This is a genomic window from Alkalibacillus silvisoli, from assembly GCF_039521975.1.
Classification (GTDB): domain Bacteria; phylum Bacillota; class Bacilli; order Bacillales; family Alkalibacillaceae; genus Alkalibacillus; species Alkalibacillus silvisoli.
This window is the reverse complement of the sequence record NZ_BAAACZ010000014.1, coordinates 42,340-58,385: the sequence shown is the minus strand read 5'-3', so window position 1 is coordinate 58,385 and position 16,046 is coordinate 42,340. Positions and strand designations below refer to the sequence as shown.

Here is a 16,046-nt window from a genome sequence, read left to right as displayed (position 1 = left end):
AAGGCCAAATGGCATAAATAAGGAGTGCTCTTAAGAGAGCACCCCAACATTTGACTTAGAACCATTTTTTTATGTACATGCCCATCTGGAGGAGAAGACATGACAGAATTTATGGGTGAATTAATTGGAACAATGATCTTAATTATCTTCGGTGCCGGGGTTGTGGGTGGTGTCGTTTTGAAAAAATCCAAAGCAGAAGGTGCTGGTTGGGTTTTGATTACCATTGCCTGGGGAATTGGTGTCACAATGGGGATTTATGCTGTCGGGCAAATTAGTGATGCCCATTTAAATCCGGCTGTCACATTAGGATTAGCAACAGCAGGTGATTTCCCGTGGTCTGAAGTACCTCTATATATCGTAGCGCAAATGATCGGTGCGATCTTAGGTGCTATTATTGTTTACTTTCATTACTTACCACATTGGAATGAAACAGAAGATCAAGGTGCTAAGCTGGCTGTATTTTCAACAGACCCAGCGATTCGCAGTCCACTTTCAAACTTGGTAAGTGAAATAATTGGTACATTTATGTTGGTTATGGGAATATTATTCATAGGCGCAAATGAGTTTACAGAAGGGTTAAACCCAGTCATTGTCGGCTTATTGATCGTTGCTATTGGTATGTCATTAGGTGGGACGACAGGCTATGCGATTAATCCAGCTCGTGATATTGGTCCGAGGTTGGCTCACTCAGTTTTACCGATTCCAGGTAAAGGCTCATCAGATTGGGGATATGCTTGGGTGCCTGCATTAGGGCCAATGATTGGTGGTGCCTATGGTGGTGCGTTTTATATGGCGATCTTTAAAGAACAATTTTCACTTACATTTTGGTTATTATCACTTTTAATTATGACAATCTTTTATACAGCAGCTAAAATTGAGAATAGAAAAGCTCAGTTAGAATATTAATTAACAAGTCTTTACTTAGGGGGAACTGGAAATGGGAAAATACGTTTTATCTCTAGATCAAGGTACAACAAGTTCGAGGGCGATTTTATTCAATCATAGTGGAGAGATTGTTGAAGCTTCACAACAAGAGTTCAAGCAATACTTTCCTGAACCAGGTTGGGTTGAGCATGATGCGAATGAGATCTGGACCTCAGTACAACATTGCATGACAGAGGTGTTACGTAAGGCCGACGTTGAAGCATCGGAAATTGTTAGTATTGGTATTACAAACCAACGTGAGACAACGGTCGTGTGGGATCGAGATACTGGAAAACCGGTTCATAAGGCTATCGTTTGGCAATCGCGTCAAACAGAAGACATTTGTCATGAATTAAGAGAAAGAGGTCTTGAAGAAAAGTTCCGCGACAAAACAGGATTACTGTTAGATCCATATTTTTCAGGTACTAAGGTGAAGTGGATTTTAGACCATGTTGATGGTGTTCGCAAGCGAGCAGAAAATGGAGAGCTTATGTTTGGCACAATTGATACATGGTTGATCTATAAATTAACTGGCGGAGCTGTCCATGTAACAGATTATTCAAATGCTTCTAGGACACTTATGTATAATATTCATGAACTAAAGTGGGACGATGAGTTATTAGACTATTTAACCGTTCCGAAAAGCATGCTACCGGAAGTGACGAATTCCTCAGAAATCTATGGTCATACAGTTGATTATCACTTCCAAGGTGAAAATGTCCCGATTGCTGGGGCCTGTGGTGACCAACAAGCTGCGTTATTCGGTCAGGCTTGTTTTGAGAAAGGTATGGCGAAAAATACATATGGCACAGGGTGCTTTATGTTAATGAATACAGGTGATGAGGCTGTTTCATCTGAGCATGGTTTATTAACTACACTCGCTTGGGGTGTTGATGGCAAGGTTCATTATGCATTAGAAGGAAGTATTTTCGTTGCGGGCTCTGCTATTCAGTGGTTACGTGATGGATTAAGATTAATTGAGACAGCTAAAGAAAGTGAAGACTTTGCCATTAAAGTTGGATCAACAGATGGCGTTTATGTTGTGCCTGCCTTTGTTGGATTAGGTACACCTTATTGGGATAGTCAAGCTAGAGGAGCTGTATTCGGATTAACACGTGGTTCAGAAAAAGAACATCTCGTGCGTGCAACTTTAGAGTCGTTAGCTTATCAAACGAAAGATGTCGTACGTGCTATGGTTGAAGATGCAGGATTACAGTTGAAGAGACTACGTGTTGATGGCGGCGCTGTTAGAAACAATTTCTTAATGCAGTTTCAAAGTGACATGTTAAATGTAGAAGTAGAGCGCTCAGTTGTTAATGAAACGACTGCATTAGGTGCTGCTTATTTAGCAGGCTTAGCTGTAGGATTTTGGGATAGTAAAGATGAGATTGCGAATCAATGGAATGTTGATGAAACATTTAAACCAGAAATGAAAGAAGAAGAACGCGATGAAAAATATGATGGATGGAAACGTGCTGTAAAAGCAACACAAGCATTTACATCGTAGGTAAATAGAAAGGATGTTTAATATGAGCACATTTACGAATAAAAAACGTCAAGAAGATAAACAAGTATTGAATGATCAAATTGATGTGCTTGTGATTGGTGGAGGAATTACAGGTGCAGGTATTGCACTTGATGCAGCTACAAGGGGTTATAAAGTAGCTGTTCTTGAAATGCAAGACTTCGCAGCTGGTACATCTAGTCGTTCAACGAAGCTTGTACACGGCGGTTTACGTTATTTGAAGAACTTTGAGATTAAACTTGTTGCTGAAGTCGGTAAAGAACGCGAGATTGTTTATGAAAATGGACCACACATCACAACACCAGAGTGGATGATGCTTCCGTTTTATAAGGATGGTACTTTTGGTCCTTTTTCAACTAGTATTGGGTTACGGGTTTATGACTTTCTAGCCGGCGTTAAAAAGGGTGAGCGTCGTAAAATGTTATCAAAAGAAGAAACGATGAAACGTGAACCGCTTCTAAAGCAAACTGACTTAAAAGGTAGTGGTTATTACGTTGAATATAAGACTGACGATGCTCGTTTAACGATTGAAGTCATGAAGAAGGCTGTAGAAAAAGGCGCTTATGCATTTAACTATATGAAAGTCGAACAATTATTATATAACGATGGTCAAGTAACCGGTGTCAAAGTAAAAGACTTAACCGATAACCAAGAGCATGAAATTCATAGTCATTATGTTGTCAATGCAGCAGGCCCATGGGTTGATGATATTAGAACAATGGATCAATCGAAAAAAGGGAAGCACTTGTTCCATACAAAGGGTGTTCATCTAGTCTTTGACAAAGAAAAGTTCCCATTAAGCCAAGCTATTTATTTCGATACACCAGATGGCAGAATGCTGTTTGCGATTCCTCGTGATGGTAAGACATACGTAGGAACAACAGACACACATTATGAAGAAGACTTAACTAATCCTAAGGCGACTAATGAAGATCGCGACTATATTATGGACGCTATTGAGTTTATGTTCCCTGATATTGAACTATCATATGATGACATTGAATCCACTTGGGCTGGCATTCGCCCACTGATTCATGAAGAAGGTAAAGACCCTTCAGAGATCTCTCGTAAAGATGAAATATTAGAATCAGACTCAGGGTTATTATCCATCGCTGGTGGTAAGTTAACTGGCTACCGTAAAATGGGTGAACATGTCATCGACTTAGTCGGTAAAAAGTTAAATTCTGAGCATGGACATGCCTTTGAAAAGTCACAAACGAAAGATTTACCATTAGCAGGTGGGGAAGTTGGTGGCTCTAAAGGCTTCTCTAAGTTTATTCAATCTATGGTTCAAGAAGCAGAACAAAACGAACTAGATAAGAAGATGGTGCTTACCTGGGTTAACCGTTATGGTGCCAACACTAAAAAAGTGCTTGAGTATTACTATGAGCTTGATGGCCAACACGAATTACCTAAGGACGTTCTAGCTGAGTTGAATTATTGCTTAAATGATGAGATGGTTTATAAACCAACTGACTTCTTAATTCGCAGGACAAGTAGTTTATTCTTTGATATAGACTGGGTTGAAAAGCATAAAGAAAATGTCATGCAAGAAATGAAGAACTATTTTGACTGGACAGATGATCAGTTCAAACAATATGAAGCGGAATTAAACCAAACCATTGAAGAAGCTCGATTAGGGCAGTTATAAATGCGTTCAGTTTCGGAGTTATTCCGGAACTGGACGTTTTTCATTAGTGACTCTCAATTTTTTGTCAAATCAAATGGAAAATACCAAAATTATGTCAAAAAGAGATTCGATTTGTCGTCATATAATGTGTTATACTTAATGTCATAAGTTCACTAGGAGGCCTTTATGCAAACGTCATATCATCAATCTAAAGATATGCAAAATAATATAGCTACTTTTCGTCATGACGGTGATTTTTACTTTACATATGGTGTAAAGGCTTTTAAGCGTAAAGATTTTGTTAAAGCAGAAAAATGGTTTAACAAAGCTTTAGAAATTGCCCCTAACAACCCTTTATACCTTTGTCAGCAATCTGTCCTTTACACAGAGTTACATCAGTATCATCGTTCTAATGATTTGCTTCAACAAGTGCTTAAAAGTGAGGAGTCTTATGTGGATTGTTATTACTTTTTAGCTAATAACTTTGCTCATTTAGGCTTATTTTATGAAGCGAAGAAATATGCCGGGAAATATTTAGAAGAAGACCCTGATGGTGATTTTGCAGTAGAAACAGAAGAGCTTATAAAGTTACTCGAGCAAGTCATGATTGATGATGAAGAGGATGACATGGAATTTGATGAAGAAGATGAGTTTATGCTTTATCAAGAGACAGCCTTTTATCATTTAGAGCATGAGGAATGGGAAGAAGCTTTGCAAGTTTTAGAAGAGATTATGACGTATTTCCCTGAGTATTTACCAGCTAAGCATGAGTACGCCTATGCGTTATTCCAGTTAGGTCATGCTGAGGAAGCTATTGCTCTAGAAGAAGCATGGCTCAAGCAAGATGAGCTTTCTTTAAATAGTCGAATGAACTTAACATACTTTTATTATCATGTAGGCCAAAATGATCAATTTCAACTATTATATAACCAATTAAAAAATATCTATCCAACTTATAATGAAAAGAAATTAAAATTAGCAGTAACAATGGCGCAAGTAGATGCTTATGATGATGCGATCGAACGTTTCTGTAAATTAAACAAAGAACAAATGATCAACTATGTAAGCTTTTATTTGTGGTATGGTTATGCGTTAAAAGAGAAGGGCGCTAATCAAAAGTCATCTCAAATTTGGAATGAAGCGAATGAATACCACCCTTCATTTAATGGTTTATTACAAAATCACGGCTGGGTATAAGCTAAAAAGATCAGCGGATAATATCAAATAAGCAAATGAGTTGTCGTTTTAACTTGAATTTAATATGATATATAAGGGATTACGAAGAGATAGAGAGTTAAGGAGTTGAGGAAGATGACTGAAGAGAGAATTTATGATGTGATTATTGCAGGTGCAGGCCCAGCAGGTATGACAGCAGCTGTTTATACATCTCGTGCAAATTTAGATACTTTAATGTTAGAACGTGGTATGCCAGGTGGTCAAATGGCTAATACAGAAGATGTTGAGAACTTCCCTGGATTTGATCATATTCTAGGCCCTGACTTGTCTAATAAGATGTTCCAACACTCACAAAAGTTCGGTGCAGAATATGCTTATGGTGATATTAAACAGATTATTGACGGCAAAGAATATAAGACAGTCATTGCTGGTAAAAAAGAATATAAAGCCCGTGCTATTATTCTTACAACAGGTGCTCAGTACAAGAAGTTAGGTATTCCTGGTGAAGTAGAATATGGTGGCCGTGGCGTATCATATTGCGCTGTATGTGACGGTGCTTTCTTCAAAGATAAAGAATTGTTCGTTGTCGGTGGTGGTGACTCCGCAGTTGAAGAAGGTATTTATTTAACGCGCTTTGCTAAGAAAGTCACGATCGTTCACCGTCGTGATGAACTGCGCGCGCAGAAGATATTACAAGACCGCGCATTTGACAATGACAAGATTGATTTTTATTGGAATACAGAAATGAAAGAAGTTAAAGAGAAAGACGGCAAAGTAGGTAGTGCCATTCTTTACAATAATGAAACTGGTGAAGAGCGTGAAGAAGAAATTGAGGGTGTGTTTATTTATATCGGGATGTTACCTTTAAATGATGCGTTTACTGAACTTGGGATTACGAACGAAGAAGGTTGGGTTAAAACAGATGAAGAAATGCGATCATCAATTCCTGGAATCTTCGCAGCTGGTGACATTCGTGACAAAGAGTTACGTCAAATTGTGACTGCTACAGGTGATGGAAGTATTGCTGCACAATCAGCACAACACTATATTGAAGACCTTTTAGAAGAACTTGAGGTCAAGCAATAGTAAACGTAATTCCATCTTAATAGCGCTGTAACACGGGTGAAACATTAGTACGTTATAATGGGTTTAAATAATTGACCCCCTTTATTCTATATAGAGTTTCTGTGGACACAGGTAGAAGATCTTCTACCTGTGTTTTTTTTGGTTAAACATAGTTGGGGGAGCGGCACCATTTTACGTTGTCGAATAGGGTGAGTGCCCTTGATCAAAGACAATAAACCTATAATTGTACCGCTAAGCAAAAAATACGTAAAACTAAGGAAAGATAAATTCCTACAAAATCGTTCAATATCCATTCATAGTCAGGTTAATGTTTTCCATGTATAATGAGATAAAGAATGTTATTAGACATTAGTGAGGATGATCGTTATGGGGAATAATCATTCAAAAGTCGAATTAGTCATTATTACTGGAATGTCAGGTGCTGGTAAAACTGTAGCAGTCCAAAGTTTAGAAGACTTGGGCTACTTTTGCGTAGATAATTTACCACCCACTTTACTACCTAAATTTCTTGAATTAATGAAAGAAAATAAAGATAATAAAAAACTCGCCGTCGTGATGGACTTAAGAGGAAGAGAATTTTTTGATTCGTTATACGATACATTAAATCAATTTATCGCTGATGAAGAGATTGCTGAACAAATTTTATTCTTAGATGCCAATAAAGAAACACTAGTTAAACGTTACAAAGAATCAAGACGCTCTCACCCTTTAGCACCTAATGGATTGCCTTTAGACGGGATTAATCAAGAGCGTGAGATTTTAGATGAATTAAAAGGTAGAGCTCAAAATATAATTGATACATCAGAATTATCTGCTCGCCAATTACGCGAGAAAATCATTAGCAAATATAAAGAGCAAAAACAGAACGTATTCTCAGTACAATTAGTATCATTTGGTTACAAGCACGGGATCCCAATTGATGCTGACTTAGTATTTGATGTGCGTTTCTTACCAAACCCGCATTATGTCGAATCAATGCGTGATTTAACAGGGTTAAACCAAGAAGTTTCTTCATATGTGATGAAATGGAAGGAAACAAGAAACTTCTTACGTAAATTAACTGATTTACTTGATTTTATGTTGCCGCAATATCAGCGTGAAGGTAAGAGCCAGCTTGTGATCGGAATCGGGTGTACGGGTGGGCAGCACCGTTCAGTCGCTCTAGCACAAAAAATATCAGAGATCATACAAAAAGACTATACAGCACATGTTTATCATCGTGATATCGGAAAAGGGAAGGTAAAGCAATCATGACAGATGTTAACGGCCCAAAAGTAGTTGTAATTGGTGGAGGAACAGGCCTTCCTGTCTTATTACGTGGTTTAAGGAAATTTCCTATTAACTTATCAGCCATTGTGACTGTATCAGATGATGGTGGCAGTTCAGGTCGTTTGAGAGAGGATTTAGATATTCCCGCACCTGGAGACATACGAAAAGTCATTGCTTCGATGTCTGATGTTGAACCTACATTGTTGAAGTTGTTTCAACACAGGTTTGAAGATGGCGATGGTTTATCAGGTCATGCTTTGGGTAACTTAATTTTAGCAGGTATGACTTCTATTACAGGTGACTTTTATAAAGGAATTAAAGAAATTTCACGTGTTTTTAACGTGAAGGGGCGCATTTATCCAATCGCTAATCAAAATATGTATTTAAAGGCTGAATTTGAAGATGGAACGGTGGTTCGCGGGGAATCTAATATCCCGAAAGTGAATAAGAGAATAAATCGCGTGTTTTATGATCCGCCGAAAGTAGAGCCATTACCAGAAGCGGTTAAAGCAATTAAACAGGCAGAACTTATTGTCATAGCACCGGGAAGTTTGTATACCAGTATTGTACCGAATTTAATTTCCGAGGAAATAAAAGACGCATTACGTCAAACAAACGCGAAATCAGTCTATGTATGTAATGTGATGACTCAGTACGGGGAAACTAAAGGATACAAAGCATCCGAACACGTAGAAGCATTGCATCGTCATGTTAGTGATCCGTTCGTTGATGGAATTATTGTTCATGGTCAACAAATTGAGCACACGATCAAACAGGAGTATGAAAAGGAAAGAGCTGAACCGGTAATTTGTGACTATGAAAGGCTTAACGATTTAAATGTAGAGGTTATAGAAGGTGATATAGCTGATTTACATTCTGATGGTACATTAAAACACCATGAGCATAAAATCGCTAAATTACTATATAACTTGTTATAATTAGTTAGTAAAGAAGTCTAACATTGTGACTTTAAACGTAAACCGACTTTCTCTTAAAAAATATAACGTATTGACTAAATTGAAGGGGAATAACTATGTCATTTGCATCAGAAACTAAAAAAGAATTAACAGGTATACAGTCTGATGATTGCTGTAAACAAGCGGAATTATCAGCATTGATCCGGATGAATGGCTCATTATCATTTTCAAATCGTCAATATTTATTAGACGTCCAAACCGAAAATGCTGCCATCGCTAGACGGATCTATACATTACTGAAAAACTTATACAATACTCCTGTTGAGTTGCTCGTTCGTAAAAAAATGCGCCTGAAAAAGAATAATATATACATCGTTCGAATGGCTAAAGGGGTTAAGCATGTATTGACAGAACTGGGTATTTTAGAAGAACCTCTAACTTTTAATCGTCAAATCTCTGATCAATACCTAAAGCAAGAATGCTGTAAAAAGGCTTATTTAAGAGGTGCGTTTTTAGCTGGTGGTTCAGTAAACAACCCAGAGACATCATCCTATCATTTAGAGATTTTTACGTTATATGAAGAGCATAATGAAGCTTTAGTCAATTTAATGAACGATTTTAACCTACATGCTAAAACACATGAGCGCAAAAAAGGATTTATTACTTATTTAAAAGAAGCTGAAAAAATAACAGAGCTTCTCATTTTAATTGGAGCACACCAAGCGTTATTAAAGTTTGAAGACGTAAGAATCATGCGTGACATGCGTAATTCTGTAAATCGATTAGTGAATTGTGAAACGGCCAATTTAAATAAAACGATTGGAGCCGCCTTTAGACAAGTTGAGAATATTAGGTATATAGACGCAGTTGTTGGAATCGAGTCATTATCTGAGAAGCTTCGTGAAGCGGCTGAGCTTCGTATGAAACATCAAGAAGTGTCTTTAAAGGAATTAGTTGAACTAGCCGAGACTGCTTCGATTAGTAAATCAGGTTTAAATCACCGTTTTCGAAAAATTGATGAGTATGCGGAGAAATTAAGAAAAGGCGAGCTTCTTGAAAAATAATCTTGATTGTTCCAAATTTTGCATTTGTGCTATAATGAACTTTAATCATTTGCCATTATAATTATTATATTTATTGAATTAAGAACAAGTATAGAGAGGAGAGTTAGTGTGGTTGAGAAAAAAGTTATCGTCAAATTAGAAACAGGCCTACAAGCAAGACCTGCTGCTAAGTTTGTCCAAGAAGCGAATCGTTTTTCATCTGAAGTACATTTAGAAAAAGGTAACAAACGTGTAAATGCCAAAAGCATTATGGGTGTGATGAGCCTTGCGATCGGTACCAATGAAGAAGTGACTTTACAAGCAGAAGGTGCAGATGAAGAGCAAGCTGTAGATACACTAGTCAGTATGATGGAATCAGTTGAGTAAGCTAAAAAACGAGCGTCAGTTGACACTTCAATAGAGAAGTGCAATGAACGCTCGTTTTTATTCTTATTATAAAGAGGGGGGAGCGCTGATAAAAAAGCCTGAGCGCTGATAAACATGAGCGAGCGCTGATAAAAGAGTCACGAGCGCTGATAAACATAAGTGAACGCTGATAAAATCATAAAAGCCGATAAAAAGATCCCCTAAATGTATCTATTAAATTGTATTTAGTAACAATCGTTTTAAAATATAAGAAAATGAATCGGGCAGCTCTGTTAAATCCGGTATTAGCATATGCTCACGTCCATAAATATTTCGCATTAACATTGCCTCATGCTCCTTAATTTCACCATCGCCTAGAAAGACACCAATCACTTCAATCCCTTGCTTGCGGGCTTCAATGACAGCCTCATGTGTATCAATAATTCCATTTTCACTGTAATTAAATGCACTAGGTTCACCATCAGAAAATACGAGTAAAAATCGGTCTTTTTCTCTTCTTTCTAACAATTCATCAGTAGCAACACGAATCGTATAGCCATCACGATTGTCTTCCTCAGGCTCTAATTGTAAGATTTCCGGTCCGGTTTGATACTTTAAAGATTGCTCATATGAAATGACGCGATGAAAGTAATTTGGTTGTTCATTCACTTCTGCCTCAAAGCCATCTTCCCAAAACCCGGTAATACCATGTTTAATCTTTAACTCTTTAAGTACTTCATGAAATAAAATAGCTGCTTTCTTTGTTTCGTCCATTTTATTAAACATAGAAGCTGAGCAATCGATTAGTAAAGTAAATACGGCATCAAATTCATGACTTTCTAAATCGTTTTTATAAAAGATGCGCGGTTCATCTTCAATCGCTAAAGGGAGTAATTGTTTTTTTGATAAACGACCAGTTAATAGGTTTTGTCTCGCCCGGTTTTCTTTATGTTCAAGTGCTTTATCAATTGTTTGTGAAAGTCTTCTTTTAATTGGATCGATTAATTGAGTCAAGTCTTTATAAGCTGTTTCATCATCTAAGGTTGGTTTGGTTGGGTAACGGTCGAGCTTGGTTGTATTCAGATTTTCTTTGCCATATTGCTGACTTTCATTTGCATGATTATTTTCTTGTTCGCCTAAGCTTTCTAAATGCTCATATTCACTTTGGTCTGTTTGTGCTGACATGCCTTGAACACTTGCCATTGCTTGGTCGCCCTCTTCAGTCTGGCGAGCACCATCACCGATTAAACTCGTTTTTGTTCCTTGTTCGAGCTCAAATTGCATAAAGCTTTGGTTTCGGTCGTTATTCTCATTTTCACGATGCCACGTTGAGAAGGTTTCATTAATCGCTTCATCTTCATCATGAAGGTCTTCTTGATCATCATTATTTAAAGGGTCAACTCGCTTTAATTCATCAATCACCTTGTCTTCGTTAAGGACAGATTGATGTTGAATAGGATAGACGAAATACCGATTAATCATATCATCATAATCTTCTTCTAAAACTTCTTTGATAGTGAGCGTTAAGTTTGCGATGTCTTTTGTTGATTTGGCTTCATAAACTTGTTCTAGTAAGGGTCTTAATCGTTCTAAAGTGTTGATTTGCTTTTCACTCGCAAATTCAAATGAATGAAATGGTGAATTAGATGTAACAGTTAAATAAATCATGCAAAATAGTTCGTCAGTTGCGTAACTTCGCGTAATATTTGCATTAAGCTGGGTTTTAAAATAGTGGCGATATGCCTTTAACCTGTGGTGAAACCAATTAATCGTACCACGGCGTTTTTTTCGAATCGATTCCTCAAGCCTAATATCTTCTAACACAGTAAATAGTTGCTCACAAAAATAAGAAAGCGAACTTTGATCTACTGCTTCTTTTAGTTTCATCCATTCTGCAATAGAGGTATGGTGAAGTGTGCCTAAAACGCGTAATAAAATATCAGTCTTATATCCAAGCACTCGAGTCTCTTCATTTCGATGGTCCCAAAAATGACTTGCTGTAATTTGGCGTTTATCTATATGAATAGTGGCACCAAAATGATAATCAAACTCCAAATTAGGTTGTTTTGAAAGAATATTAACGAGATCCTTCAACTCAGCTAAGAGACGTGTGTCGATCACTTTGTCATTAAACTTCACTTAAAACACCTCATTCAAACAGTGTATCGGCAAGATTTTTAACAACTTCTTTTTCCCGGTCATCTTCTAGTTTATCTGTAATAGCTCGTGTGATTGCCCTTTTCGGTGGAATGAAAGAAGTCAAATCACAAGCATCAAGTAAAGCTCGAATACTTGCCCCATCTTCAGAAATCTTACCTTGTTCAGCCGCTTCAATTAAATCAGTCGATAATTGTATGAACTGAGCCGTTAACTGCTCGTCATTTAAATTCGTGTTGTTTTCGATTAATTGTTTTAGTTGCTCTCCTTCAATATAAGAAACATCGAAAACGATGAAGCGGTTTTTAAGCGCTTCGTTTAAACGAGTCGTACCAATATACCCTTCATTAATCGCCGCGATTACTGTAAACCCTTCTTTTGCCTGAATTAGTTCATTAGTTAATGGGTTAGTGAGCGTTCTACGATAATCAAGCGCACCATTAATTAAAGGAAGCGTTTCAGGCTTTGCCATATTGACCTCATCAATGTATAAGAAATGCCCATTCTCCATGGATTGGACGAGCGGACCTGGAATGAAATCAATTTGTTGTTGCCCTTCCTGATCATAATTAATTGTTTTAAAACCTAAAAAACTTTCCGCATCTAAATCAACAGAACAGTTCACACTGAACATCGGCTGGTTAAAAAGATTGGATAACGTTTCAGCTAGTTTAGTCTTACCCGAACCAGTGGGGCCTTTTAGTAAAATATTTTTACCCTGTGATAAAGCAACGACAGCATCTGTTAATAGATCAAAGTCATAAGGAATATAGCCACCTTCTGTGATTAAATGGTCGAAAGCTGTTTCGTTTTTATTTTTATGTTCATCAATCATTTGTTGAATTTGATTGGGCAGTTGAGTCTCTAAGTTCATTGTTGTCTCACTCCTTCATATCATCTAACCATAGTATCATGTCATTTACTAAGAATAAACTAACACAAAAAACTCCCTCATGTGTAAAACATAAGGGAGTGTAGTTAAATGATTGGAATTACTTCTGCATAACGTCGTCAATTAAGCCATACTTTTTAGCTTCTTCAGCAGACATGAAGTTGTCACGATCTGTGTCGCGTTCAACGATTTCATATGGCTGACCAGTACGCTCTGAAAGAATATGGTTTAGCTTCTCACGCATTTCAACAATACGCTTAGCATGAATTTGAATGTCAGATGCCTGACCTTGAGTACCACCTAATGGCTGGTGAATCATCACTTCACTATTAGGAAGTCCATAACGTTTACCAGGCTCACCAGCTGCTAGTAAGAATGCACCCATTGAAGCAGCCATACCAACACAAATAGTTGAAACGTTTGGCTTAATGAATTGCATCGTATCGTAAATGGCCATACCAGCTGTAATTGAACCACCTGGAGAGTTGATGTATAATGAGATATCTTTATCTGGGTCTTCAGCAGCTAAGAATAACATTTGTGCCACCACTGAGTTCGCAATGTTATCATCAACTGGACCACCTAGCATGATAATACGGTCTTTTAACAGACGAGAGTAGATATCATAAGCACGTTCACCGCGATTAGTTTGTTCAATGACTGTAGGAATTAAATTCATTTCACGTCACTCCTTATTACGAATTTTATTATTTTCATAGTTTTATCATACCTGTTTGGTCAAGGAAGGTCAAACAAAAAACATGAACCTTTTACCATTTTCAATCTTCCCATTGAAAATATAATTTAAACATATCTGATCATCTTACTATAATTGATGTTATCTTGAAATTTTAACGGTGAGGAAGTATAATAACTAATGCATTATGAATGCATTTGCCCTCGTGGTGTAACGGATAACACACAAGATTCCGGTTCTTGCGATAGGGGTTCGATTCCCTTCGAGGGCGTTTTGAGTATTATATTGTATAAGACTGAACATGACTGAAACCTACTTAGACATTGGTGTGAGTGGGTTCAGTCATTTTTATTTATGTTGGAGAAAAATGTTCAAAATGGTTGCTTTTTATTTTATTTTACACTTTTTTTACCCTGAATTTATTGTATGTTGAATTTTAAACATTTTTTGTGCACTGTTTTGAAGGTAAATAATGCTTTAATGCTAAAATAAGTTAAGAAAGACTATTTGGGTAACGAAATAGTAATTAAAAATATGGAAATTTCTATTATAACAATGTGCGGTAGACTAAATACTGCGCAACAAATAATTTCTTATACGGAAGAATGCTTGATCAGTATGTTACACTTGATGAAGAAAGTTTAGTGTATGAAGTAAAAGATGAGGCTAAAGATGAGCTTCATGGTAAAGAATATGGACTATTAAAAGCCGCAGTTAATGAAGCTAACAAGGTTATTAAAAATAGTTCAGAAGCATCCCAGGAGAATGTTTTTGCTCCAGGAGAACAAGTAGAAGAATCTGAAGTTGGTCTTTTTTATACGGAAGGCGTAAATGACATTGAGATTTATTGGTGGGGCGTTAGAGTTTACTTATCAAAATCAACAGTTAATACCCTGGCCGGTGGTTTAGCGATTGGTGGAATTTGGATTCCTGAACCACTTGTATCGAAAGTTTTAGCTACTCTTGGAGTTATAGGGACTCAAGTGCCAGGTGGTATTTGGTTTGAAGCTTCGTATTTGAATTTAGCGCCGCCCTTTTCAATTAGAGCTGCAGGATTTCAATAGAATGGGTGTTGAAAATGTCTCTTTTGAAACTAAGAATTATTATAACGGTTCTTGCTTTATGCTTTTTTATAGTATCGTTGTTTGATTTAATTCCTTATAATGTTGGTATGATTTTATTTGCTATTGTGATTTTTTCATATTTTGTATTGAGCTCTAAAGTTCAAAAAGGAAATCACAAAGAGTAAGAAAAGCGCGACTTCAAGTCGCGCTTTTCAGCTTATAGGGAAACCTCCATGTTTTTCTACAAGCTTTTTCAATTGTAGTTGAGTGATTTTTTAATAAGGTACTAAGTAAATGATAAATTAAGATGAAAAGACTCTCCTCCACCTAGACCACACGGTCTAGGTGGAGGGCAATCTTCTTCATGTTCCCACAAGCAGCTGTCATAAGCGCTTGCTCTAGAACATTTTCCTTCCCTCACAAACGACAATAACTCAGCCCATGCAATTCTTTTGAATTTGCATTCTACTTTCTCTTTCCGCACTCGATATATCCATTTTTCTTCATTAGTAAGCCTGTTTAATAATTGGATTTTCTGAATGATTATAAGAAAAATATGAGGCTCTAAGTATGTAATAGTTTGAAAGACAAACTTATAATCTTTGATAAGTTACTAAATGACTTAGAGACCATAAACATTACGCAAGGGTTGAAGCTAATTTAAGTCAAATAAGTCAGTGAAAATAAGTGATGTCTACATATAAAAGTAGATTTATAGAGGGAGGTTTCTAACATTAACAATCTTAAAATACTTTCATGGAATGTAAATGACTTTGGTGGAGCAGATGTAAAGAAGCAGATGAAAAAAAATGAATGGGATCGCAAAGAAAAAAATGAGGAAAGAATGATCAGGGTAGAATACCTGCCATAATTTACACTATCAACGGTATTACCACCAGAATGTAGACCCATTAATGAGTTAGTTGTGGAATTAAATACAGTCCCTCCACTATCGCCCCCCCTTGTCTATTATAACTAGCCAATGTCATATTGAAAAAGCGACATTACTTGATGATCATAAAAATAATATAGGAAATATAAAGGCTTCTCTTAGAAAGAACCATTATTTAAAAAAAGAGTGACGATTTCTAACGAAGAAGGCTTGACCAACATCATAGTTGCTACAATATTAGTTTCATTAAACACCGCAATTTTCGAAGCATAAACTGTGGTTATAAGCATATAAAATTTTCGTAGATTAATCGTGGAGTCACCATTCAATATAATGGTGACTCCACGATTTTTTAATTTTTATTGGTTTGTCCTAGCGACCTATATGTCTTCGCGGCATTAATCAATA

At 36.8% G+C, this 16,046-nt stretch carries 13 protein-coding genes, 1 tRNA gene and 1 pseudogene; 11 read left to right on the top strand and 4 right to left on the bottom strand.

From position 1 onward, the window contains the following. The first annotated feature begins 99 nt into the window (after positions 1 to 99). The 9 genes from ABDZ63_RS09210 to ABDZ63_RS09170 all read left to right on the top strand — a co-directional run bounded on the left by ABDZ63_RS09210 (position 100) and on the right by ABDZ63_RS09170 (position 9,957). Positions 100 to 906: an MIP/aquaporin family protein gene (locus ABDZ63_RS09210; RefSeq protein ID WP_343783270.1), complete on the top strand. Its 807-nt coding sequence runs from the start codon at positions 100 to 102 to the stop codon at positions 904 to 906. 31 nt (positions 907 to 937) lie between these two features. Beyond that, positions 938 to 2,431: a glycerol kinase GlpK gene (glpK, locus tag ABDZ63_RS09205; protein ID WP_343783269.1), complete on the top strand. Its 1,494-nt coding sequence runs from the start codon at positions 938 to 940 to the stop codon at positions 2,429 to 2,431. Positions 2,432 to 2,453: 22 nt separating this feature from the next. After that, positions 2,454 to 4,100: a glycerol-3-phosphate dehydrogenase/oxidase gene (locus ABDZ63_RS09200; RefSeq protein ID WP_343783268.1), complete on the top strand. Its 1,647-nt coding sequence runs from the start codon at positions 2,454 to 2,456 to the stop codon at positions 4,098 to 4,100. A gap of 165 nt (positions 4,101 to 4,265) precedes the next feature. Beyond that, on the top strand, positions 4,266 to 5,276 hold the full coding sequence (locus tag ABDZ63_RS09195) for a tetratricopeptide repeat protein (protein WP_343783267.1): 1,011 nt from the start codon (positions 4,266 to 4,268) through the stop codon (positions 5,274 to 5,276). Positions 5,277 to 5,390: 114 nt separating this feature from the next. Further along, the gene (gene trxB / locus ABDZ63_RS09190; RefSeq protein WP_343783266.1) at positions 5,391 to 6,341 is read left to right on the top strand and encodes a thioredoxin-disulfide reductase; all 951 of its coding nucleotides are present in this window, start codon (positions 5,391 to 5,393) and stop codon (positions 6,339 to 6,341) included. A gap of 366 nt (positions 6,342 to 6,707) precedes the next feature. Beyond that, positions 6,708 to 7,595 carry an RNase adapter RapZ gene (gene rapZ / locus ABDZ63_RS09185; protein WP_343783265.1) on the top strand — a complete coding sequence of 296 codons (888 nt, stop codon included), beginning with the start codon at positions 6,708 to 6,710 and terminating at the stop codon, positions 7,593 to 7,595. Further along, positions 7,592 to 8,548 carry a gluconeogenesis factor YvcK family protein gene (locus ABDZ63_RS09180; protein ID WP_343783264.1) on the top strand — a complete coding sequence of 319 codons (957 nt, stop codon included), beginning with the start codon at positions 7,592 to 7,594 and terminating at the stop codon, positions 8,546 to 8,548. The genes rapZ and ABDZ63_RS09180 overlap by 4 nt, the downstream gene beginning before the upstream one ends. A gap of 95 nt (positions 8,549 to 8,643) precedes the next feature. After that, positions 8,644 to 9,591, top strand: coding sequence for a DNA-binding protein WhiA (gene whiA / locus ABDZ63_RS09175; protein WP_343783263.1), 948 nt, complete (start codon positions 8,644 to 8,646; stop codon positions 9,589 to 9,591). Positions 9,592 to 9,699: 108 nt separating this feature from the next. After that, positions 9,700 to 9,957 (top strand): HPr family phosphocarrier protein, encoded by a 258-nt coding sequence (locus ABDZ63_RS09170; RefSeq protein ID WP_343783262.1) that lies wholly within the window; start codon positions 9,700 to 9,702, stop codon positions 9,955 to 9,957. A gap of 213 nt (positions 9,958 to 10,170) precedes the next feature. On the opposite strand, the gene ABDZ63_RS09165 is transcribed toward ABDZ63_RS09170, so the two are convergent. The 3 genes from ABDZ63_RS09165 to clpP form a co-directional block, all read right to left on the bottom strand. Beyond that, complete coding sequence (locus ABDZ63_RS09165; protein ID WP_343783261.1) at positions 10,171 to 12,075, bottom strand: vWA domain-containing protein; 1,905 nt, start codon at positions 12,073 to 12,075, stop codon at positions 10,171 to 10,173. 10 nt (positions 12,076 to 12,085) lie between these two features. Then, positions 12,086 to 12,967 carry an ATP-binding protein gene (locus ABDZ63_RS09160; RefSeq protein ID WP_343783260.1) on the bottom strand — a complete coding sequence of 294 codons (882 nt, stop codon included), beginning with the start codon at positions 12,965 to 12,967 and terminating at the stop codon, positions 12,086 to 12,088. A gap of 118 nt (positions 12,968 to 13,085) precedes the next feature. Beyond that, positions 13,086 to 13,664 carry an ATP-dependent Clp endopeptidase proteolytic subunit ClpP gene (clpP, locus tag ABDZ63_RS09155; protein WP_343783259.1) on the bottom strand — a complete coding sequence of 193 codons (579 nt, stop codon included), beginning with the start codon at positions 13,662 to 13,664 and terminating at the stop codon, positions 13,086 to 13,088. Between the two features lie 217 nt (positions 13,665 to 13,881). Between clpP and ABDZ63_RS09150 the strand changes: the two genes are divergently transcribed. Both ABDZ63_RS09150 and ABDZ63_RS09145 read left to right on the top strand, forming a co-directional pair. Beyond that, positions 13,882 to 13,953 (top strand) — tRNA-Arg (locus ABDZ63_RS09150). Positions 13,954 to 14,287: 334 nt separating this feature from the next. Then, a complete protein-coding gene (locus ABDZ63_RS09145) occupies positions 14,288 to 14,746 on the top strand; it encodes a hypothetical protein (RefSeq protein ID WP_343783258.1) in 459 nt (152 codons plus the stop codon). A 327-nt stretch (positions 14,747 to 15,073) separates the two neighbouring features. Here ABDZ63_RS09145 and ABDZ63_RS15840 read toward each other — a convergent pair. Beyond that, a pseudogene (locus ABDZ63_RS15840) lies at positions 15,074 to 15,269 on the bottom strand (transposase); the annotation flags it as partial. Positions 15,270 to 16,046 lie beyond the last annotated feature (777 nt).

What these genes read in the sequence shown, in the direction of transcription:
- ABDZ63_RS09195 (WP_343783267.1), top strand. Translation starts at nt 4,266, where the DNA reads ATGCAAACGTCATATCATCAATCTAAAGATATGCAAAATAATATAGCT.
- ABDZ63_RS09145 (WP_343783258.1), top strand. Translation starts at nt 14,288, where the DNA reads ATGCTTGATCAGTATGTTACACTTGATGAAGAAAGTTTAGTGTATGAA.
- ABDZ63_RS09160 (WP_343783260.1), bottom strand. Translation starts at nt 12,967, where the DNA reads ATGAACTTAGAGACTCAACTGCCCAATCAAATTCAACAAATGATTGAT.
- ABDZ63_RS09200 (WP_343783268.1), top strand. Translation starts at nt 2,454, where the DNA reads ATGAGCACATTTACGAATAAAAAACGTCAAGAAGATAAACAAGTATTG.
- rapZ (WP_343783265.1), top strand. Translation starts at nt 6,708, where the DNA reads ATGGGGAATAATCATTCAAAAGTCGAATTAGTCATTATTACTGGAATG.
- glpK (WP_343783269.1), top strand. Translation starts at nt 938, where the DNA reads ATGGGAAAATACGTTTTATCTCTAGATCAAGGTACAACAAGTTCGAGG.
- ABDZ63_RS09180 (WP_343783264.1), top strand. Translation starts at nt 7,592, where the DNA reads ATGACAGATGTTAACGGCCCAAAAGTAGTTGTAATTGGTGGAGGAACA.
- whiA (WP_343783263.1), top strand. Translation starts at nt 8,644, where the DNA reads ATGTCATTTGCATCAGAAACTAAAAAAGAATTAACAGGTATACAGTCT.
- ABDZ63_RS09210 (WP_343783270.1), top strand. Translation starts at nt 100, where the DNA reads ATGACAGAATTTATGGGTGAATTAATTGGAACAATGATCTTAATTATC.
- trxB (WP_343783266.1), top strand. Translation starts at nt 5,391, where the DNA reads ATGACTGAAGAGAGAATTTATGATGTGATTATTGCAGGTGCAGGCCCA.
- clpP (WP_343783259.1), bottom strand. Translation starts at nt 13,664, where the DNA reads ATGAATTTAATTCCTACAGTCATTGAACAAACTAATCGCGGTGAACGT.